The organism is Ruegeria sp. H6, assembly GCF_056532975.1.
In genome coordinates this window covers 647,848-667,221 of record NZ_JBQFOA010000002.1, presented here as the reverse complement: position 1 = coordinate 667,221, position 19,374 = coordinate 647,848, and the positions used below count along the sequence as shown (strand labels likewise).

The following is a 19,374-nucleotide window of genomic DNA, read 5'->3' as shown; positions in this document are numbered from 1 at the left end:
GAAGGTATCCTCCCGTTGGGCCAGGCCGGCGCAGGCAAAGCCTGCGCCGGCCTGGCCCCCCTGCCGTCCGCAGGACGCAAGGCCGAAGGCCGCGCAGGTTACGATAGTTGGGTTTCCAGCCAGCCTCGAAATGACTGAAGGGGCGCGGGCATTGAAACTGCATCGGGCCAAACAAGAAAATACGAACCCAGGCTGACATCCGGGCCGTTCCAGGCACGGATCAGGCGGCCCTTGGCAAGTTCTTCCTCGATCAGATAGGTGGGCAATAGGGCGACCCCGAGGCCAAAAATCGTCGCCTGCATCATCGTCGAAAACTGGTCAAACAGCGTTCCGCGTGCCTTTGAGCCGTCAACACCTTGCGCCTGAAACCAGCGTTCCCAGGCATCCGGGCGGGTTTGCAGGTGCAAAAGTGTGCTGGCTTTCAGATCGTGAAGGTCAGAGAATCCGCCGGGCTTGAAATCCGGCGCGCATACGGGTTGCACATATTCCTGCATGATGAGCAGGTAGCTTACACCGCTCCAGTCTTGGCGACCGAAATGAATGGCGGCGTCAAAGGGTTCGGTGGCAAAGTCAAACGGTTCCAGCCGGGTTCCAAGATTGACGCTGACCTCAGGGTGCGTGCGGGCAAAATCCCGCAGCCTTGGGGCGAGCCAATGCATGCCGAATGCCGGAAGAATGGACAAATCCAGCGATCCGCCGCCTGGGTTCGTCTTGAGCTTCACGGCGGCCTGAGACAGCGCGTGAAGGGCCCCTCTTGCGGTTTGGACATAATCCTTGCCCGCAGGTGTCAGCCCTAGTCGCATTTTGTTTCGCGCAATCATCTGGACCCCCAGCTGATCCTCTAGGGATTTCAGCTGCCGGCTGATGGCGCTTTGTGTCAAGGATAACTCCTCTGCCGCAGCAGATGCGCTGCCGAGGCGATCCACGGCTTCAAGTGCGCGCAGTGACGAGATCGAGGGCAGAAATCGGCGGGGGGCAATCATATGAAAAAACCTCATACCTTTAGAACGCAATAACACTGGTTTTTCGCCGCAGCCAGAGGGATTAGACTTTCGGCATGTGCGCGTCCGGTCTCAGGCAGGTAATTTCGCCTGCGGGATCGCCGTGCAAGAGAACCGAGAGGACAGATGGACCGCGCTCAGATCGTACATGACAATTTCCTTGCCCGTGTCGCCAGCGGTGATCTGCCCGCAGGGTCTCCGCCGCAAAACGGGCTAAGACACGCGGATGCGGTGTCGATCTTTCGCTCGCAGGTCCTGAGCCGGGCGTTGGACCGGACCAGCCGCGCGATGCAGAAGGCCGGGCAGGGGTTCTATACCATCGGGTCTTCGGGGCACGAAGGTATGGCGGCCGTTGCACATGCGCTGCGCCCGTCGGATATCGCGTTTCTGCATTACCGAGATGCTGCGTTTCAAATCGCACGGGCCGAGCAGGTGCCGGGCCAGCAGATCGCCTGGGACATGTTGCTGAGCTTTGCCTGTTCGAAAGAGGATCCAACGTCTGGTGGTCGACACAAGGTGCTGGGGTCCAAAGCGTTGATGATCCCGCCGCAGACCTCGACAATCGCCAGCCACCTGCCCAAAGCCGTTGGCGCAGCCTATGCGCTGGGCGCCGCGCGACGCCATGTGCCGGAACACCAGGTGCTGCCCGACGATGGTATCGCCATGTGCTCGTTTGGGGATGCATCGGCCAACCACTCGACCGCTCAAGGTGCGATCAACACTGCGGGTTGGACCAGTGTCCAATCGACGCCATTACCTTTGTTGTTCGTGTGCGAGGACAACGGCATCGGGATCTCCGTCAAAACGCCCAAAGGCTGGATACAGGCGTCGATGGAGCATCGCCCCGGCATCAAGTACTTTCAGGCCAACGGGCTGGACATCTTTCAGACCTACGCGGTGGCCAAAGAGGCTGCGGATTACGTCAGAACCCGCCGCAAACCTGCCTTCCTGCACCTGAAAACCGTGCGCCTTTACGGTCACGCTGGCGCGGATATGCCCACCACCTACCTGCCCAAGGCAGAGGTTGAGGCTGATGAAGCCAATGATCCCCTGTTGCATTCGGTGAGATTGCTGAACGAAGCCGGAGCATTGACACCGGACAAAGCGCTCAAAGTATATACGGACACCTGCGCGCGGACCGATCGTATTGCGACCGAGGCGGTCAAGCGCCCACATCTGGCCTCGGCGTCCGAGGTGATGACCAGCCTTATTCCGCCCAAACGTATGTGCAAGCCGACCAATGGGCCGGATGCGGCGAAGCGCGAGCGTGTTTTTGGCGGTGATACTCGTGCCATGGCTGACCCCCAGCCCATGAGCCGCCTGATCAACTGGGCATTGACCGACCTGATGCTGGAACACGGTGAAATCGTCTGCATGGGCGAGGATGTGGGCCGCAAGGGCGGTGTCTATGGCGTGACTCAAAAGCTGCAGCAACGCTTTGGTCAGGATCGGGTGATCGACACGTTGCTGGACGAACAATCCATTCTGGGTCTGGCGATTGGCATGGGGCATAACGGCTTCGTACCGATCCCGGAAATCCAGTTTCTGGCCTATTTGCACAATGCCGAAGATCAGATCCGCGGCGAGGCGGCCACATTGCCGTTTTTCTCAAACGGGCAATTCACCAACCCGATGGTGCTGCGGATTGCGGGTCTGGGATATCAGAAAGGCTTTGGCGGGCATTTTCACAACGACAATTCTCTGGCCGTACTGCGCGACATACCGGGTGTGATCATTGCCTGCCCGTCAACCGGGGCGGAAGCGGCAATGATGCTGCGCGAATGCGTAAGGCTGGCGCGGGAAGAACAGCGCGTCGTCGTCTTTCTGGAACCCATCGCGCTTTATCCGATGCGCGATCTGCACACCGCCCAGGACGGCGGGTGGATGACCACATACCCGTCGCCCGATCAACGCATTGCACTAGGAGAGGTTGGTGTTCATGGGGACGGAACCGATCTTGCCATCGTGACGTATGGCAATGGTCACTACCTGTCCAAACAGGCCGAGCCCGAGCTGCAGGCCGCAGGGCTAAGCACGCGGATCATCGACATGCGATGGCTCGCCCCAATGCCGGTTGAGGCATTGCGCGCGGCAACCCAAGGCTGCCGACATATTCTGATCGTCGATGAGTGCCGCCGCACCGGCAGCCAATCCGAGGCTTTGATGACCCTGTTCCAAGAAGAGGGCGTCACCGTGCCCACCGCCCGCGTTGTGGCTGAAGACAGCTTTATCGCGACCGGCCCAGCCTACGCCGCGCCTCTTCCGTCCAAAGACGGTATTGTCACCGCCGCTTTGACCCTGACCGGAGGCCGATCATGACCCGTACAGCCGTCGTTATCTGCCCGGGTCGGGGCACATACAACAAGCCTGAACTTGGCTATTTGCATCACCACCACGGCAACAAACTGGACATGTTCCGGCACTTTGACGCACAAAGACAGCAGGCCGGGCAAGAGGCGATAACTGCGCTGGACGGGGCAGAACGGTTCTCGGTCGCAACGTATTCTCGTGGGGATGTCGCATCGCCCCTGATCTACGCGGCCTCGCTGGCAGATGCCAAGTCGCTTGCGGATGATATTGAGGTTGTCGCGGTCACCGGAAACTCGATGGGGTGGTATATCGCGCTGGCCGTGGCCGGGGCGCTTAGCCCGGAGAACGGGTTTGATGTGGTCAACACGATGGGGACGCTGATGCAGCAGAACCTGATCGGGGGTCAGCTGGTCTATCCGTTCGCATCAGATGATTGGCGTGATGATGAAGGGCGGAAAGCGAAGCTGTTGCGGGACGTGTCCGACATCGATGCTGTCGACGGGCAGGTTTTGGCGTTGTCCATCGATCTGGGTGGCATGCTGGTTCTGGCGGGAAATGAGGCTGGCCTGACCGCGTTCGAAAAGACTCATCCGGTTGTCCAAGAACGGTTCCCGATGCGCCTGCCGAACCACGCGGCGTTTCATACGCGGCTACAGGCGCCTGTCGCCGCTGAGGGTAGATCGCGACTGAAACCCGATCTCTTCGGTCAACCGGACACCCCCCTCATTGATGGGCGCGGTAGGATCTGGTGGCCGGACGCGACGGATACTGCCGCACTGTGGGATTACACTCTGGGTCATCAGGTGACCGATGCCTATGATTTCACCCGTGCCATCCAGACCGCGGCGCGCGAGTTTGCGCCGGATCTTTTCATCGTCACCGGGCCCGGGGCGACGCTGGGCGGGGCGGTCGCGCAATCACTGGTTCTGGCGGATTGGAAGGGGCTTTCAGACAAGGCCGCCTTCCAGTCGCAGCAGGATAACGCGCCCTTCCTGGTGGCTATGGGTCGCGAGGATCAACGCGGTCTGGTGACAGGCTGAAATCAGGGTTGCAGCGCGCCTGCGATGGCCTCGATACGTGCCCTCAGCCAGCGATGCGCCGGATCGTTGGTCGACCGCTGGTGCCAGACCATGAAGATCGAAACAGGATCACAGGGAAACGGCAGCGGCGCGCTATCCAGCGCCGCCAGCGGACCCTGTGCCATAAGGGCCGTATCGGTCGAAATCAGATCGCTTCCAAGCACAAAGGATGGGATCGCGTTGAAATGCGGCAGCGTCACGATGGGTGGCATTATCCGGCCGTGATCCACGCCTTTCATGACAGCACGCGCACTGCGCCCATCCGAAAACCGCACGTCAACATGATCGCGCCCGCAATAGCTGTCCCAACTGTCCGGCGGCTGTGTTTGGCTGGCGTCGAAATACATCATCAGCGGGCTGGACAGCAGTCTTTTCTGAAAGATATCCGGCCCGTCCGGCGGCAGTGGCGTCAGCATCAGCTGGCACCGATCACTGCGCAAAACGTCCGGGTCCGGCACGCCCGAAGGAATGAACTCAAGCCGCAATCTTACGCCTTCGGCCCGGGTGGCGCGTAGCAATTCGGGAAAGATCAACTCACGCGGCATGTCATTGGTCGCGACGCGGAGCGTGATCTCTTCTGACAGGGGATCAAACGGGCGCTCGACGGTCAGCGCGCGCAAATCGTCCAGCACCTTTTGCACCGGTTCCTTCAGCGACAGGGCACGCTCGGTTGGTGTCAGCCCGTGACCCGAGCGGACAAACAGCGGATCGCCCAGCACCTGGCGCAGTTTGGACAGGGTGTGGCTGATCGCTGACTGCGTCACGCCCAGCCTGTCTGCCGCTTTCGAGACCGAGCTTTCTTCGAGAATGGTCAGAAAAACCCGCAGGACTTTGCCGTCCAGATCACTGAAATCGATTTTGCTCATACCAAGTATGACTATCCATGAATGGATTTGTTGTCTACGAAGCTCTAGGTGACGGGCAGAAACAGGAGGTGCGCGATGGGGATCCGCTTTTTCTCGGACAAGAACCGGCCCGTGCATATGGGATCTTTCCCGCTTGAGCGGTTGGCCCGGCAGGACGACATGCCGGATCTGTCACACACACCCGACATGCCGGAATTGAGCTTTCACCGGCCCAAGCAGCATGAAAGCATCGTCAACGCGATGGGTGAGTTTCAGGCGATGATGGATGCGATCCGGGATGGGTTCGTGAACCCGGTTGCGTCAGACATTCCCGCCGACCCTGCGGAACGCGCCAACCATCTGAAAGCGTTTGGCTATTTCAACGATGCCTCGATGATGGGCTGCGGGCCACTACCTGCGGGCGCCATGCTAACCGCACCCCGGCGCAACCCTGATATCGACCGGCTGGCCCATGCGCTGAAAACACGCCAGACCAAGACGCTGGCCTCGGGCATCGACGTGATCATGGCGGATCTGAAAGAAAGCATGGAGGCCGCGCCGCGCCCCATGGACAGCCACCGCCATGCGATTGTCTTTCTGTACGAATACTATCGCGACCCTGAGCCGGCAGAACCCGGGGCAGAGTGGATCATGGACGCCCAAGATCACCGCGCCTGCCTTCTGGCGACCGAGAATGCGGTGGTCATCGCCAATTACATCCGCCTTCTGGGCTTTGATGCGCGCGCCCACACGGCGATGTCGTCCGAGGTTGATCTGGGCAAGCTGGCGGTCGCCGCCGGGCTGGCCTCGGTCGAAGAGAGTGAGGTGGTCGTGCCGTGGCTGGGTCGGCGCTTCGGCCTGGCCGCTGTGACCACCGAGATGGAGATCGCACATGACCGTCCTCTGCGTCCGATGGCTGAGCAACCGTGGTTCCGCACCCAAGGCCCCGCCTGGTGGTTGGGCGCGGGTTTTGCGAAGAATGCGTTGAACCGGGACGCTTATGCCAAGCGACGCTATGTGGATGGGGCGCACCCGTTTGAAAAGCTCAAACGCGTGGACACACCGACCACCTATATTGATGAGCCCAACGTGGCCCGCGTGCCCAAACGCGCCGACATGTTCGCGCGGGCGCAATTTGGTGACATGGGTAAGGCTCTGCAAGACGGGGCCAAGGGTGGGCATTACGCCCGCAAGGCCGCGCCCAGCTTTGCGCAGCGCCGCGCGTTGGGGGCATTCGTTCTGCTGCAGGACGGAGAGAGTGCTGAGGCTCAGCGCCCTACGGATGCCGAGCGAAATGCCGCCAATATCAAGGCCGCGACCTATTTCCTTGGGGTCGACGCGGTGGGCCTCAGCCGGTGCCCCGAATGGAGTTGGTATTCCCACGATGCCACCGGGGAGGAGATCATTCCGCCCCATGATCAGGCCATCAGCATGATCATTGATCAGGGCTATGAAACGATGGAAGGGGCCAGCGGCGATGACTGGATCAGCGTGGCCCAATCCATGCGCGCCTATCTGCGCTTTTCGTTGTTGGGAGGCGTGATCGCGCAGCAGATCCGAAATCTGGGCTACAAAGCCAAGGCGCATACGGTGATGGATGGCGAGGTCCTGCAGCCGCCGCTGTTGTTGCTTAGCGGATTGGGTGAGGTCAGCCGGATCGGAGAGGTCATTCTGAACCCCTATCTCGGCCCGCGCCTGAAATCGGGCGTGGTGACGACGGATATGCCGATGGCCCATGACAAGCCGATTGATTTCGGCCTGCAGACCTTTTGCGAGAGCTGCAACAAATGCGCCCGCGAATGTCCTTCTGGGGCAATCACGGCAGGGCCAAAGCTGATGTTCAATGGCTATGAAATCTGGAAATCCGACAGTCAGAAATGCGCGACCTATCGGATCACCACGCCGGGCGGTGCGATGTGCGGGCGGTGTATGAAGACCTGCCCATGGAACCTTGAGGGGATCTTCAAGGAACGGCCCTTCCGTTGGGCCGCGATGAACATGCCCGCAGCCGCGCCCGCCCTGGCGAAGCTTGATGACGCTGTCGGCAATGGCGGGTTGAACGACACTAAAAAATGGTGGTGGGATATCGAGTTACAGGCGGACGGGGCCTATCGCCCCACGCAACATCCGCTCAACAGACGCGACCTGCAAAAGGATCTGGACCTGAAATACGAGGATCAGACGCTGGCTGTCTATCCCGCCCCGCTGGCGCCGCACCCTTGGCCGTACCCGTTCAACATGGATCGTGAGGCCGGGATTGCAGCCTATGAGGCGATGGTCACGGCGGATGAATACAAGACCCGCAAGGCGGCGGGCGATATGTCGGTCATTCATCGGTATCAGATCGCAGGAGACGCCCCGGTGATGCGGGTCGATCTGACGAAGGTCGACAAGATGACCTCTGACGTCACGAAATACGAGTTTTCGTCGCTGGACGGCGCTCCTTTGCCGGAGTGGACGGCGGGCGCGCATCTGGACGTGCTGGTGGCCCCGGAGTTCCTGCGGCAATACTCGATGTCGGGCGATCCGTCCGATCGCGCAACCTATCAGATCGGCGTCCTGCGCGAGGACGAGGGGCGCGGCGGTTCGGCCCTGCTGCATCGCATCTTCAGCGAAGGGCGCAAGGTTTTCATCTCAAAGCCGATCAACCATTTCGAACTGGACGAAAACGCGACCAAAACCTTTCTGATGGGCGGCGGTATCGGGATCACGCCGATGATCGCCTTTGCCCATCGCCTGCATAGCTTGGGCAAACCGTTCGAACTGCACTATTCCGCCAGCACCCGCGAAGGGGCGGGGTATCTGACCGACCTGGCAGCTATGCCTTGGGCGGATCACGTGCACTATCATTTTTCGGACGAAGGCACGCGCGCCGATCTGGATAACATTCTGTCAGGCTATGTGGAGGGCTGGCATGTCTATACCTGCGGACCCGATCGGTTCATGGATGGCGTGATGCAAGCCGCCGCGCGAAAAGGGTTTCCCGAAGAGGCGCGGCATCTGGAATATTTCTCGGTTCCCGAGCAGCCGGACTATGAGAACCACGCCTTTAGGCTCAAACTCCGTCAATCCGGCCGAACGCTGGACGTGCCCGCCGACAAGGATGCCGCGCAGGTGTTGAACGAGGCCGGTTTTCACGTTGATGTCAAATGCGCAGACGGCATTTGTGGTGTCTGCAAATGCACAGTTCTTTCGGGCGAGGTTGAGCATCGCGATTTTGTTTTGTCCAACAAGCAGCGCGAAAGCACGATGATCCTGTGTCAAAGCCGCGCGGCAGACCCGGATGGAGAGCTTGAAGTCGACCTCTAGCAATCGCTCAGAAACGACTCCAAAACTGAAAAAATTTGTCGCTCCGGCCATGGACGTCATCTGGGTGCTGCACTAACGTCCGCACAAACCCAGTATGTCCTGTCCAACAGGTGCGAGGAAATCTCATGAATTATCATAGCCCCGCCAGTTTTGCCGAAGCATCGGCTCTGGCCACGAATGCAACGGGTGTTACGCGGTTTCTGGCCGGGGGCACCGATGTTCTGGTGCAATTGCGCTCGGACCTTGTGACGCCGGATACTCTAATCGACATCAAGAAGATCGATGGCGTCAGCGACATTGCGCGCAATGAAGACGGCAGTTGGACGCTGGGTGTCGCTGTTACCGGTGCCGAAATGAGCGAGCATGACAGTCTGGGCCGCGACTGGCCCGGTGTGGTTGAGGCGATGGACCTGATCGGATCGACGCAGGTGCAGGGTCGCGCGACCCTGACGGGCAACCTGTGCAACGGGTCCCCGGCGGCGGATTCGGTGCCTGCGATGGTAGCTGCGGGTGTAACCGTTACGGTCACCGGGCCCGATGGGTCGCGGGACGTCGCGGTTGAGGATATTCCAACGGGCCCCGGCAAGACGTCGCTGGCCAAGGGTGAGCTGATCTCGGCCGTGAACATCCCTGCACGCGGAGAGGCGGCGAGCGATGCCTACCTGCGGTTCATTCCACGCACCGAGATGGATATTGCGGTGGTCGGCGTTGGCGTTAGCCTGCGCCTGACCGGAGATACCGTTACCGAGGCGCGCGTCGCGCTGGGCGCTGTCGCTCCGACCGTTTTGCTGGTGGATGCCTGCGCGCAGGCACTGATCGGCAGCACGCTGGACGATGCGGCTCTGGATGCGCTGGCTGCGGCTGCGTCAGCGGCTTGCAATCCGATCGACGACAAGCGCGGCACAATTGAATTCCGCACCGAAGTTGCGGGTGTTCTGGCCAAACGCGCGGCTAAAATCGCCTATGCCCGCGCCAAGGGAGAAAACGTATGAACAAGCTTCATGTAACCACCATCGTGAACGGCGATGAGGTCGAATACCTCTGCGATCCGCGTGAAACCCTGCTGGATTGCCTGCGCGACAAGCTGAACCTGACCGGCGCGAAAGAGGGCTGCGGCACCGGCGATTGTGGCGCGTGTTCTGTCACCGTCGATGGGCGTTTGGTTTGTTCCTGCCTGATGCTGGGCGTTGAGGCCGAAGGCAAGCAGATCGAAACAGTCGAAGGCATTGCCGACGGCGATGTGCTGCATCCCTTGCAGCAGAAGATGATCGATTACGCCGCCCTGCAATGCGGTATTTGCACGCCGGGTATTCTGGTGGCGGCCAAGTCTCTGTTGGAAAAGAACCCCAACCCGACCGAGGAAGAAACGCGTTATTGGCTGGCCGGTAATCTGTGCCGGTGCACCGGTTACGACAAGATCATTCGCGCCGTGATGGATACGGCGGCAGAACTGCGGGAGGCGTCATAATGGCTCTGGACGATCGCAAATCAGGTTTTTCCTTCGTTGGCACGCGCCCAAACCGTCCGGACGGTTTGGACAAGGTCACAGGCCGCGCGAAGTTTGGCGCGGATGCGCACGCGCCGGGTATGTTGCACGGCGCCATTCTGCGTTCACCCCACGCCCACGCACGGATCGTTCGGATCGACACCTCCAAGGCCGAGGCCCACAAGGATGTCAAAGCCGTCGTGACCCGGGCCGATTTTGCGGATGTTCCATTTTATCCGGGACTGGATGGCGAGTTCTGGAGCGTGCTGGAAAACGTCATGGCGGGCGAAAAAGCGCTTTATGACGGGCATGCGGTCGCGGCAGTAGCGGCCACTTCGGCGCTTGCGGCGCGTGATGCCCTCAAGCTGATCGAGGTCGAATATGAGGTGCTGCCCCACGTCACCGATGTTGACAAGGCGATGGCCCCCGATGCACCGGTGATCCGTGAAGGTGCGGCGGATTATTCCGTGCCCGAAGGGATGCACCCGAACGTCGTTCGCTATCATGAAAGTGGCCACGGCGATGTCGAGGCGGGTTTTGCAGAGGCCGATCTGGTGGTCGAGGACAGCTTTGTCACCGAGGCCACGCATCAGGGATATATCGAGCCGCACGCGTGCCTGGCCTCGCTGGGTGCTGACGGCAAAGGTGAGCTGTGGTGCACCACTCAGGGCCACTGGTACGCGCAGAAATACTGCGCCACGCTTGTGGGCATCGAAACCGCTCAGCTGCGGGTCACCGCGTCTGAAATCGGCGGTGGGTTTGGCGGCAAGACAACTGTTTTCATCGAACCTGTCGCGCTGGCGCTGAGCTGCAAGGCTAACCGCCCGGTCAAGATCGTCATGAGCCGGTCCGAAGTGTTCCGGTCCACAGGCCCGACCTCATCCGCGTCGATGGACATCAAGATCGGGATGAAAAACGACGGCACGATTACCGCAGCCGAAGGTATCTTCCGTTTGCAGGGCGGCGCGTTCCCGGGCGCCCCGGCTGATATGACGGCGATGTGTGCCTTTGCCGCTTATAACCTGACCAACGTGCGGCAGGTGGGTTATGACGTGATCGCCAACCGCCCGAAACAAGCCGCCTACCGCGCGCCGGGTGCGCCGATGGGTGCCTTTGCGGTGGAATCAGTCATTGATGAGCTGTGCAACAAACTGGACCTCGACCCGGTGGATGTACGCCTGAAAAACGCCGCGCATGAGGGCACAAAGGCCAGCTATGGCCCGACCTATGAACGGATCGGCCTGGTTGAAACGCTGGAAGCTGCCAAGGCGCACCCGCATTATTCCGCACCGCTCAAGCCGGGGCAGGGGCGCGGCGTTGCTTGCGGCTTCTGGTTCAACCACGGCGGCGAGACAAGCGTGTCGCTGGCCCTGTCCGAGGACGGATCGGCGCAGGTCATGGTCGGCACGCCGGATATCGGAGGGTCGCGCGCATCCATGGCGCTGATGGCCGCCGAAGTGTTGGGCATTCCCTATGAAAACATTCGTGTGACCATCGCGGACACGGCGACACTGGGGTACAACGATGTGTCCCACGGGTCCCGGGTGACCTATGCCAGCGGTCTCGCCACGATCAGCGCTGCAAAACACGCTGTCGAGAAGCTGTGCGAACGTGCGGCGGCGAAGTGGGGCATCCCTGTGGATGCGGTAAAGTGGGAAAACGGCTGCGCGGTTCCTTCGGGCCCCAACGCAGGCGATTTCGACCCCCTGCCACTGGCTGAGATCACGGCCAATATGGGTGCAACCGGCGGCCCGATCTCGGGCCATTTCGAGGCAACACCCGAAGGGGCTGGTGTTTCGTTCGGGACCCATATCGTTGATGCCGAGGTCGATCCGGAAACCGGCAAAACCAGCGTCTCGCGCTATACGGTGATTCAGGACGCGGGCAAGGCCATTCACCCAACCTATGTTGAAGGGCAATACCAGGGCGGTGCCGCGCAGGGCATCGGCTGGGCTTTGAACGAAGAATATATCTATGGCGATGATGGTCGCCTGCAAAACTCGATCTTCCTCGATTATCGCATTCCGGTGGCCAGTGACCTGCCGATGATCGATACCGTGATTGTCGAAGTGCCCAATCCCGGACATCCGTTCGGCGTGCGCGGCGTCGGCGAAACGGGCATCGTACCCCCGCTGGCAGCCATCGCCAACGCGGTGTCCAATGCGGCAGGCGTGCGGATGCGGCAATTGCCGATGTCGCCCCCGCGCATCCTTGCGGCTTTGAAAGACCGTGGTTGAGGTCAACCTTTGGTCCAGCCTCCGGTCGCTGACCGGGGGCCAGCAGATGGTCGAGGTTGAGGCCTCGACCACAGGCGAGCTGCTGCAAGAGCTGGTGCGCCTGCACCCTCAGCTGCAGGCCCCGATCGACGCTGGCGTTTCCATTGCCATCAACGGTCGGGTCATTGCCACAGGACTGTCAGAACCCATCCCCGAGGGAAGCGAGGTCTATCTGCTGCAACGCCTGCGCGGTGGATAACCCCGGATTACCGCCGGTGAAACCCGTGCGGAATGCGGTGAAACGACCGTCGTTTCAGGCCCTTGTACGGGATATGCCGGGACTGCAATTTGGGCTTTGCCCCAACATATCCATTGTGCCTGTATCTGTTTTGATACTTGTAATGCGACACAGGCTTGGACGTGTAGTAATACCGTTTGTGTTTCTTTTTCTGCACCACGGCTTTGGGCGGAGAATAGATCTTGGGTTTCGCCGCCGGTGACGTCACGACAATTCCAAAGTGGCGGTTTACCCGAACGGCAACGGTCCCGCCCGTGTGTCGATGGTGTTTTATGACCTTTCGCCCTTCGATTCCGCCGTGGTTATTGACGTGAAACGTTTGCGCCCCCACCGGATCACTGATCAAACCACCAGCGATAACAAGGGCGAGCGCCGATGCGTAACTGCTGAACTTCGTCATAACGCCTCCGATTCTTGGTCCTTTTGTCTCTAGAATAGGATATGCGGTCGAAATGCGAGATGCCCAATAAACCATCGTCACAGCAGGGCGAGCCCCCGTGAAACACCGTATGTGCTTTGTGGTGATACATGTGCTTGTGTTGGGATAACTTCCTTAGTGCGCGCCCCGACCGTTCGCAGCAAAGAAAATAACTCCGGCACAAACATTCATGCTGATCCAGTAGATAATTAGCGCTGATGCAAGTGAATAAACCAACGCAAACAAAACAACCGACACTATCAGGTAACGTATCAATTGATCCATTTGGTCCTGCCAACGCAACAGGGCTTCACCCGCCCCCAAAAACAACATCAATACAGGCAGTAGATTTAACCCAAACAAAAGATGATCTTGGCTCGAAAGGTCACCGATAATCAGAAAGCTAACCCCCTTCAATTCTTCGGAGCCTCCAAAAATATAGATCGCAGAAATCAGAAATGGGAGCATAACAACGAACGATGTCCCAGCTACGATCGATTTTATGGGGTGGTAACCGTGCTTTTCATAGACTTTTTCCACAACTTCAAATCGTTTTTCCCCTTTAAGGCCAACAGCCTGCTGTGCGATGTCGGCGTCGACAGTTTTCTTGAGCGCGAGAAACTTGTCTTCGGACTTTTTTGCCCACTTTTTCAGTGGGATAGTTGCAGTGGAGACCACAATCGCGAGAAGAATAATCGATAGACCGGCTGAATTTGTAACCGACCAAATTAGATCGAAGACCCATTCCATCGGATATATAACAGGCAGCAATACTGCGTAAAAAAAGTCATGTATCACTGCGATTCAACATGGTAAATTACGCGTTTACCGCCCTTGATTTCTTCGGATGCTTGAACCTTAAACCGCGTTTGCAGCTCTTGCTCAAAGGCCGCGCGACTGTAATCCAAGTACTGTTCGACCTTGTTTTGAAGTAGCTTTACCACCATCTCATCGTGCCGATCAACGAACTCAATCACGATATCACATTCGAAGGATTGCAACCAATCAAGGAACAGTGCCATTGGGATGTTGGCGGAAATTCGAATGTGATGGACCAAGGCCAAAACCAAAATAGCATTTGGCTTGGCGCGATCATCAAACGAAGAACGCTCTTTGCCGGCCCATCCTTGATTGGGCGAAACGTTGGACAGATCTAGTACCAAGGGTACAATGTTGTTGTGTTCCGAATTACCGGATTCATGCATAAAAAGCTTCTGGACTGCGTCGTGATCGCCGTCCGCCGCAATGACTAAGTCAGCATGTTCTGCCGCGATTTTTGAAAAAGTGCCTGTGTTGCAACCAATATCCATTACACAGGATGGTTTTTTCACTTGTATGAACTGCTCTACAAAGCCTTTCTTCACTTGGAATTCATCATTGTCGTAAGTGTGGGTTTTATCGTACTCTGACCAATCCGTGTGTTTGATGTTCACAGAGAGCGATTTGACGAGACGTGTTACACTTTCAACAAGAGCGAGTACGTATTTTCGGCTAACTTTGCGCTGGCTACGATCTTGTGCGGGAACAGCATCACGCTCACGTGATTCAATCTGCCTTTCGACACGCGCCGGTAGCATGATGTGGCTGGCTACTCCTCGCTTAAGGCGAGAGAAACCTTTAAAATAGTTGGCAGCCTCAACCGGTGGTATGCCGTCCAAGTAGGACCGTAGCAAAGGTAGATGGTTAATACCAAGATGGCTGCGCATCATCAGAGGGGTAAGAAAACAGGAACAAAACTGTCGATATGCTGTCCAAGGTTCACCGTCCTGCCAAGGTACAAACGATGGGATGTCAATAAAAATTGGCGCCGTACCATTAAATTGGATGTTAAAGGGTGTTGAGTCCTTGACGATCCAACCGGCCTCCAGCGCATCGGTCAAGATACGTAGATGTAAAAGTGCCGCTCGTCTTAGCATCGCGAACGACCATTCGTAAGAATAGGAAATGAACGAAACGGGCTCGTGCTGCATCACACCCGCCCATCCGTCTTCTAGGATTTCCTGCGCAACTGGTTCTTGGGACGCACAAAGACTAGTTTTTACAACGCGATTTTCTGATTCCAGTTGCTTGTAGAAGGGCTCAGCTTGGAGTTTTTCGAAATTTGCCAACGTCTCACTATCGACGCCCCGGAATATTGCGTAACCGTTGCTTCCTGGCGATCCAACAGAGTACACACGGCTGCTGGGATCACGAAACGACCCACCGTTTGCTTTAATCATCGAGCGCTCGGTTGTTTTCTTCGTCACTATTTGAGCCGAACACTTTCCGCTTCAGTTTATAAAAGTACTTCCGAAACGTGTAGGCAATCGCCGCAAAGAACCCAAGAATTGTGGTCACAATAACGCTTCCCGAACCCGGATCCACGTATGCGAGAGCAACAGATGGGTGCACAATGGCAGCGGCAATGATGAGTAGTGCCAATCTCTTGTGGCTATTCATATACATAGTCCTCAAATTTATCGCTTACGCCGTCAACGCTTCGGTTTATTCTATAGTCCTGATCCAGTTCGTCGTAACGACCCTCGGTCAGGCACTTTAAGATTGCTTCCGCACCTTGAACGCTTGTCGTATACGTCTGCTCATTTCTCAAGTCCACGTAAGTTTTGCAACGCCCTTTCGGAAAAACTCCTCCTAATATTCCAAAGCGGTCGTGTACAAAAAATACAGGGTCATGGGCAAAACGGGTCTCCCAGGTTCCGCGACTCCGCCAAGGGCCGTGATCACCAAATATATAAAGAATGGCTGTGGGGTCTTCCCGTTCAAGCTGGTCCAGCAACCGCTCCATGGTTTGCTGTGCTTCCTTGGACCGTTCCAGATAGAATTCGTTGTATGCGGCGTCGGCTTCTTCGTCTTCGATGAAGAAGTCTTTACCTGTGTGGCCAGGCGAGTAGATCGAAGCGAGCAAGAATTGCGGCTTCTTCTGGCGGGAAAGGTAAGACACGAAATCCAGCATGAATGCCGCTTTGTCTATTTTTCCATCGGCTTTTTTGTCAATGAAACGGCAGAGACCAAACAAGGACACTTGTCGAAACTTGCTGTCATTGAATTCACACGCGCCCGTTGATTGCGATGGGATATGATATCTGTCTACGAAGCGGCCCTTTTCGGTTCCAAAATACTTGCCACCGTAGGCTGTGTTGACTTCATAACCGTTGTTGCGAAAAATTGCATTTAAGCGACCGTCATACCTACCACGATATAGTTCAAAACTCTTGCGCTTTCCGAGATCGAATTCATCAACGTCCATCCGTAACATCAAATTCATTGCATATCTTGTCGGAACGCGAACAGAGAACAAGTTTTCGAACCGATCCATTCTGGTATATACCGGTTCGTGAAAAGCAGTTTCCTCAATGTCCATATAGCGTGATGTCAGGCTTTTGGGGTGTATTGAGTCAAACGAAATGAAATAGACATTGGGTTTCGTTGCAAACGTGATGTCTTTAATGTCCGGGAACTTCTTGTTTTTAATTTTCTTAGGTTCTTCAGTCTCTTCTAGCAGTTCCTGTCCGGGCACAGCGACAAAAACGACGGCCGTGATAACAGCGACGATTAACTGACCTTTGTTGCCCAAGCTCAAGACGATATAGACCAAGTAAGTTGCAAGAAGGCAAAGGCCAGCCATTGCGATCGTAGGAAGCAACACGAATGCTTCAACCATCGACCAGTTTATCGAAAAAACAGCGGCAGCAAAAATCGCGCCTGTCAGGGCTCTCCCAGCGATGGCAAGTTTCGGCGGCAACAGGTTTGAAACAACAACCATCGCGACGAGGACGGAACAGCATACCAGAAAGGCGGTTTTGATATAGTCCAGCTCAACGGGGCGAAACTCATTCTTTGCGCTGAGAATTGTATCCAGCGTGAAGATCGATAGCGCAGCAACCAATATGAATGCGCATAAGAATATGCCTAGGTACTTTTTGCGGTTGTTTTTTGTGACCAAGACTGCCTCCGGTTGTCGGGTATGTGTTAGCGTAATGTGTCGTTGTCTTCAATTGTTGGGGTTCAGGCTAGCTGAGAGCTCAAGAGGAGATCGCTACTACACAGTTTGGTTTTTGAAAAGTATCAGCAGGCAGGCCTGGGACTAATTTAATGTGTTTTTCAGATCAGTCTTCATATGCGATCCCATTCTAACTGTTTCGCAAATCTCAGCCGTGCCTATGATTTGATGGGCCTGCTGATGGAGAAGGAGCGGGAGTTAAGTGACAAGCTTGGGCTGGCAGGTATGCTTCTAGCCTATCCCGATAATTACACCCGACGGCATTGCGTCTAGCGAAGCCTTCCGAAAGGCCTCAAATTTTATGCAAACGACCGCAAGTTGGATGTCCGATGCTACCCGGATTGAGGTATTGAGAACAGTATACCACTCAGACCTGCTCGATGGTTCTGCCACTTGATCTGACACGGTATTATTGTTGGCGTATTTTAAGACTGCACGGAGAAGGTCAATACGTCAGGCTCCGGCATTTAGATGAACCTTGTTGGTTGTAGATTGCGGAGGCAAACAGAAGGATCAAAAGTTTCCCCTCGTGAATTGTCCAACTCAACCGCTAGGCATTTTTTGCGTCGCGGGGGTGAAGAACGAAACTTAAATTGTTATGTTTGACGCGCGATACGGGTAACCGTTCGCGAAGTAATTTTGCAACACCCATCGGAAAATCCAATGAAAAAACCTCGAATTGATTTCTTTGTAATAGGTGCCGCAAAATGTGGAACGACGAGTATTTTCAAATCCCTTAGGCAGCATCCCAACGTGTTCTCACCCGAAATTAAAGAGCCACGGTTTTTTTGCGGGACCAATGAAGCAAAGGGGTGGGATTGGTACCATGCTAATTTTGCACAGGCTCACGATGATGAGTTATGCGGTGATTTTTCACCGAGTTACACCTATGCCGCCAGTTCTGACGACTCTCCAGCAAAAAAGATCTGGGATGAGTACCCAGAAGCAAAATTAATCTACATCGTGCGCAATCCGATCGAGTGCGCAATATCAAACTGGCGTATGCATGCTGAGATTTCTGGAAAGGAGATGCCTTTCGCTGATGCTTTAGGACAATGGAAAAAAGCCTTGGTATTCCGCTGCCAGTTCTTGAGGCAGTATAGCTATTATAGCCGTTGGTTCTCTGAGCCGAAAATTCTTGTAGTCCCGTTGGAAGCTATCAAGCAAAAGCCCGAAGCTTGGATGTATCGGATGCAGCTACACATAGATCTTGAGCCAAGAAACCTGAGTTTTCCAAATGCAAACAAGGGCAATTGGAAGCCCAACCGTCCAAGTGTGCCAGAAATACCTATGGAAGTTCGCAGAGAATTCATCTCGCTTGTTTCCACAGATGCCAAAGCGTTTTTGGACAAGTTTGGCTTCAAGAGAGGCCTGTGGGACTTGTCTGAAAACTCGTCGTCATGGCAGCAGGTCGATCCGCAGAAACAATCTAAACCAGAGCGAATTTCCGGCGAGGTGAACCAGTCTCAAACTTGGCTTCGTAAGCTTTTTGGGAAACAGAGTGTTTAGGCCCTATATGCACGTCCTGCATCTCAATTGCCGCGGCAGACAAATCACTGAGACATGACGCTCAAAAGTATGTGGGGCCTTTTCTCGTCAAATTTTGTATGTAGCATCTGCTGGTGGAGAAAATAGGCTGATAAGTCACAACGCAGTCCGCACCTTCGAAGTCAACGAACCCGTGGATGGGGTCCCCAATCATTTTGATCGACATAATTTTTTTGCGTTTTGTTCTGGCTACGTCTGAAGACTTCAAGTTTTTGTGGCAAGAGAAGGGTTGAAACAGCCAAAGATTGCATAGGCGTTCCGCCCTTGCTCGGAGGGCTGCCCATTGCTTCTGTCACTTTGCATATTCTACCGCGAACCGCTCTTTCGCTGCTGCGGGTTCTCGGGTGCGAAGCGACTTTGTCGCCTCGACTTTCCCAGTGAGTCGCGCCAAGCCAGCCGAAACGCGCACCCGAAGGTAGAAAATTCCGTTATTCTTGTCCTTGGTCGGTGAGGGCATTGTCCGGGTCACTGTGTAGGACTCCTATGTAGGAGTTTGCAAGCGCAAGCCCTTGGTTTGGCGTAAGTTTATGATGTATATAAGGAAGTCATGGTGCTGCTGGAGAGAATTGAACTCTCGACCTCTCCCTTACCAAGGGAGTGCTCTACCTCTGAGCTACAGCAGCATCGTGGGCGGGTGATTAGACTCAAACGAAACGCGGCGCAAGGGTGTCTGGACGGTTTTTTGTGTCTGCTGTAGAGAAAGACAATGGCAGACAAAAATTCACCTAAAAAACACGGCAAACCCGGGGATGCGCGAGAGGAGCGGCTGAAGGCTGCACTCAAGGCGAACATGGCGCGGCGCAAGGCGCAGGCCACGGCGCGGGCGGCCTCGGATGACAAAGCCGGTAAGGACGAGGGATAAGA

General features: G+C 56.3%; 16 protein-coding genes and 1 tRNA gene. 9 read left to right on the top strand and 8 right to left on the bottom strand.

Annotated elements, in window-relative coordinates; all coding sequences use genetic code 11:
* Positions 1-98: 98 nt before the first annotated feature.
* Positions 99-983, bottom strand: coding sequence for a LysR substrate-binding domain-containing protein (locus ACR0AG_RS07945; RefSeq protein WP_480837736.1), 885 nt, complete (start codon positions 981-983; stop codon positions 99-101).
* A gap of 144 nt (positions 984-1,127) precedes the next feature.
* Between ACR0AG_RS07945 and ACR0AG_RS07940 the strand changes: the two genes are divergently transcribed.
* A complete protein-coding gene (locus ACR0AG_RS07940; protein WP_480837735.1) occupies positions 1,128-3,320 on the top strand; it encodes a dehydrogenase E1 component subunit alpha/beta in 2,193 nt (730 codons plus the stop codon).
* Positions 3,317-4,351 (top strand): ACP S-malonyltransferase, encoded by a 1,035-nt coding sequence (locus tag ACR0AG_RS07935; RefSeq protein ID WP_480837734.1) that lies wholly within the window; start codon positions 3,317-3,319, stop codon positions 4,349-4,351. Before ACR0AG_RS07940 ends, ACR0AG_RS07935 begins: the two co-directional genes overlap by 4 nt.
* 2 nt (positions 4,352-4,353) lie before the next feature.
* On the opposite strand, the gene ACR0AG_RS07930 is transcribed toward ACR0AG_RS07935, so the two are convergent.
* A complete protein-coding gene (locus tag ACR0AG_RS07930; RefSeq protein ID WP_480837733.1) occupies positions 4,354-5,256 on the bottom strand; it encodes a LysR family transcriptional regulator in 903 nt (300 codons plus the stop codon).
* Positions 5,257-5,331: 75 nt separating this feature from the next.
* Between ACR0AG_RS07930 and ACR0AG_RS07925 the strand changes: the two genes are divergently transcribed.
* The 5 genes from ACR0AG_RS07925 (at position 5,332) to ACR0AG_RS07905 (ending at position 12,505) form a co-directional block, all read left to right on the top strand.
* The gene (locus tag ACR0AG_RS07925) at positions 5,332-8,544 is read left to right on the top strand and encodes a reductive dehalogenase (protein WP_480837732.1); all 3,213 of its coding nucleotides are present in this window, start codon (positions 5,332-5,334) and stop codon (positions 8,542-8,544) included.
* 125 nt (positions 8,545-8,669) lie between these two features.
* The gene (locus ACR0AG_RS07920; RefSeq protein WP_480837731.1) at positions 8,670-9,536 is read left to right on the top strand and encodes an FAD binding domain-containing protein; all 867 of its coding nucleotides are present in this window, start codon (positions 8,670-8,672) and stop codon (positions 9,534-9,536) included.
* Positions 9,533-10,012 (top strand): (2Fe-2S)-binding protein, encoded by a 480-nt coding sequence (locus tag ACR0AG_RS07915; RefSeq protein ID WP_480837730.1) that lies wholly within the window; start codon positions 9,533-9,535, stop codon positions 10,010-10,012. Before ACR0AG_RS07920 ends, ACR0AG_RS07915 begins: the two co-directional genes overlap by 4 nt.
* Positions 10,012-12,267 carry a xanthine dehydrogenase family protein molybdopterin-binding subunit gene (locus ACR0AG_RS07910; RefSeq protein ID WP_480837729.1) on the top strand — a complete coding sequence of 752 codons (2,256 nt, stop codon included), beginning with the start codon at positions 10,012-10,014 and terminating at the stop codon, positions 12,265-12,267. Before ACR0AG_RS07915 ends, ACR0AG_RS07910 begins: the two co-directional genes overlap by 1 nt.
* Positions 12,260-12,505: a MoaD/ThiS family protein gene (locus ACR0AG_RS07905; RefSeq protein ID WP_480837728.1), complete on the top strand. Its 246-nt coding sequence runs from the start codon at positions 12,260-12,262 to the stop codon at positions 12,503-12,505. Before ACR0AG_RS07910 ends, ACR0AG_RS07905 begins: the two co-directional genes overlap by 8 nt.
* A 7-nt stretch (positions 12,506-12,512) precedes the next feature.
* On the opposite strand, the gene ACR0AG_RS07900 is transcribed toward ACR0AG_RS07905, so the two are convergent.
* The 4 genes from ACR0AG_RS07900 to ACR0AG_RS07885 form a co-directional block, all read right to left on the bottom strand.
* Complete coding sequence (locus tag ACR0AG_RS07900) at positions 12,513-12,944, bottom strand: hypothetical protein (RefSeq protein WP_480837727.1); 432 nt, start codon at positions 12,942-12,944, stop codon at positions 12,513-12,515.
* Positions 12,945-13,097: 153 nt separating this feature from the next.
* Complete coding sequence (locus ACR0AG_RS07895) at positions 13,098-13,712, bottom strand: YidC/Oxa1 family membrane protein insertase (protein WP_480837726.1); 615 nt, start codon at positions 13,710-13,712, stop codon at positions 13,098-13,100.
* 44 nt (positions 13,713-13,756) lie between these two features.
* Entirely contained in the window at positions 13,757-15,208 is a 1,452-nt protein-coding gene (locus ACR0AG_RS07890) for a class I SAM-dependent methyltransferase (RefSeq protein WP_480837725.1), read from the bottom strand.
* A gap of 185 nt (positions 15,209-15,393) precedes the next feature.
* Positions 15,394-16,905, bottom strand: a complete 1,512-nt coding sequence (locus ACR0AG_RS07885) for a sulfatase-like hydrolase/transferase (protein WP_480837724.1) — start codon at positions 16,903-16,905, stop codon at positions 15,394-15,396.
* Positions 16,906-17,625: 720 nt separating this feature from the next.
* On the opposite strand from ACR0AG_RS07885, the gene ACR0AG_RS07880 reads away from it, so the two are divergent.
* Positions 17,626-18,471, top strand: a complete 846-nt coding sequence (locus ACR0AG_RS07880; protein ID WP_480837723.1) for a sulfotransferase family protein — start codon at positions 17,626-17,628, stop codon at positions 18,469-18,471.
* Positions 18,472-18,802: 331 nt separating this feature from the next.
* Here ACR0AG_RS07880 and ACR0AG_RS07875 read toward each other — a convergent pair whose 3' ends face one another.
* Positions 18,803-18,967, bottom strand: a complete 165-nt coding sequence (locus ACR0AG_RS07875) for a DUF6538 domain-containing protein (protein ID WP_480837754.1) — start codon at positions 18,965-18,967, stop codon at positions 18,803-18,805.
* A 91-nt stretch (positions 18,968-19,058) separates the two neighbouring features.
* Positions 19,059-19,133, bottom strand: a tRNA-Thr gene (locus ACR0AG_RS07870).
* Positions 19,134-19,216: 83 nt separating this feature from the next.
* Here ACR0AG_RS07870 and ACR0AG_RS07865 point away from each other — a divergent pair.
* On the top strand, positions 19,217-19,372 hold the full coding sequence (locus ACR0AG_RS07865; RefSeq protein WP_480837722.1) for a hypothetical protein: 156 nt from the start codon (positions 19,217-19,219) through the stop codon (positions 19,370-19,372).
* Positions 19,373-19,374: the final 2 nt, after the last annotated feature.

What these genes read in the sequence shown, in the direction of transcription:
- ACR0AG_RS07945 (WP_480837736.1), bottom strand. Translation starts at nt 983, where the DNA reads ATGATTGCCCCCCGCCGATTTCTGCCCTCGATCTCGTCACTGCGCGCA.
- ACR0AG_RS07940 (WP_480837735.1), top strand. Translation starts at nt 1,128, where the DNA reads ATGGACCGCGCTCAGATCGTACATGACAATTTCCTTGCCCGTGTCGCC.
- ACR0AG_RS07935 (WP_480837734.1), top strand. Translation starts at nt 3,317, where the DNA reads ATGACCCGTACAGCCGTCGTTATCTGCCCGGGTCGGGGCACATACAAC.
- ACR0AG_RS07930 (WP_480837733.1), bottom strand. Translation starts at nt 5,256, where the DNA reads ATGAGCAAAATCGATTTCAGTGATCTGGACGGCAAAGTCCTGCGGGTT.
- ACR0AG_RS07925 (WP_480837732.1), top strand. Translation starts at nt 5,332, where the DNA reads ATGGGGATCCGCTTTTTCTCGGACAAGAACCGGCCCGTGCATATGGGA.
- ACR0AG_RS07920 (WP_480837731.1), top strand. Translation starts at nt 8,670, where the DNA reads ATGAATTATCATAGCCCCGCCAGTTTTGCCGAAGCATCGGCTCTGGCC.
- ACR0AG_RS07915 (WP_480837730.1), top strand. Translation starts at nt 9,533, where the DNA reads ATGAACAAGCTTCATGTAACCACCATCGTGAACGGCGATGAGGTCGAA.
- ACR0AG_RS07910 (WP_480837729.1), top strand. Translation starts at nt 10,012, where the DNA reads ATGGCTCTGGACGATCGCAAATCAGGTTTTTCCTTCGTTGGCACGCGC.
- ACR0AG_RS07900 (WP_480837727.1), bottom strand. Translation starts at nt 12,944, where the DNA reads ATGACGAAGTTCAGCAGTTACGCATCGGCGCTCGCCCTTGTTATCGCT.
- ACR0AG_RS07895 (WP_480837726.1), bottom strand. Translation starts at nt 13,712, where the DNA reads ATGGAATGGGTCTTCGATCTAATTTGGTCGGTTACAAATTCAGCCGGT.
- ACR0AG_RS07880 (WP_480837723.1), top strand. Translation starts at nt 17,626, where the DNA reads ATGAAAAAACCTCGAATTGATTTCTTTGTAATAGGTGCCGCAAAATGT.
- ACR0AG_RS07875 (WP_480837754.1), bottom strand. Translation starts at nt 18,967, where the DNA reads ATGCCCTCACCGACCAAGGACAAGAATAACGGAATTTTCTACCTTCGG.
- ACR0AG_RS07865 (WP_480837722.1), top strand. Translation starts at nt 19,217, where the DNA reads ATGGCAGACAAAAATTCACCTAAAAAACACGGCAAACCCGGGGATGCG.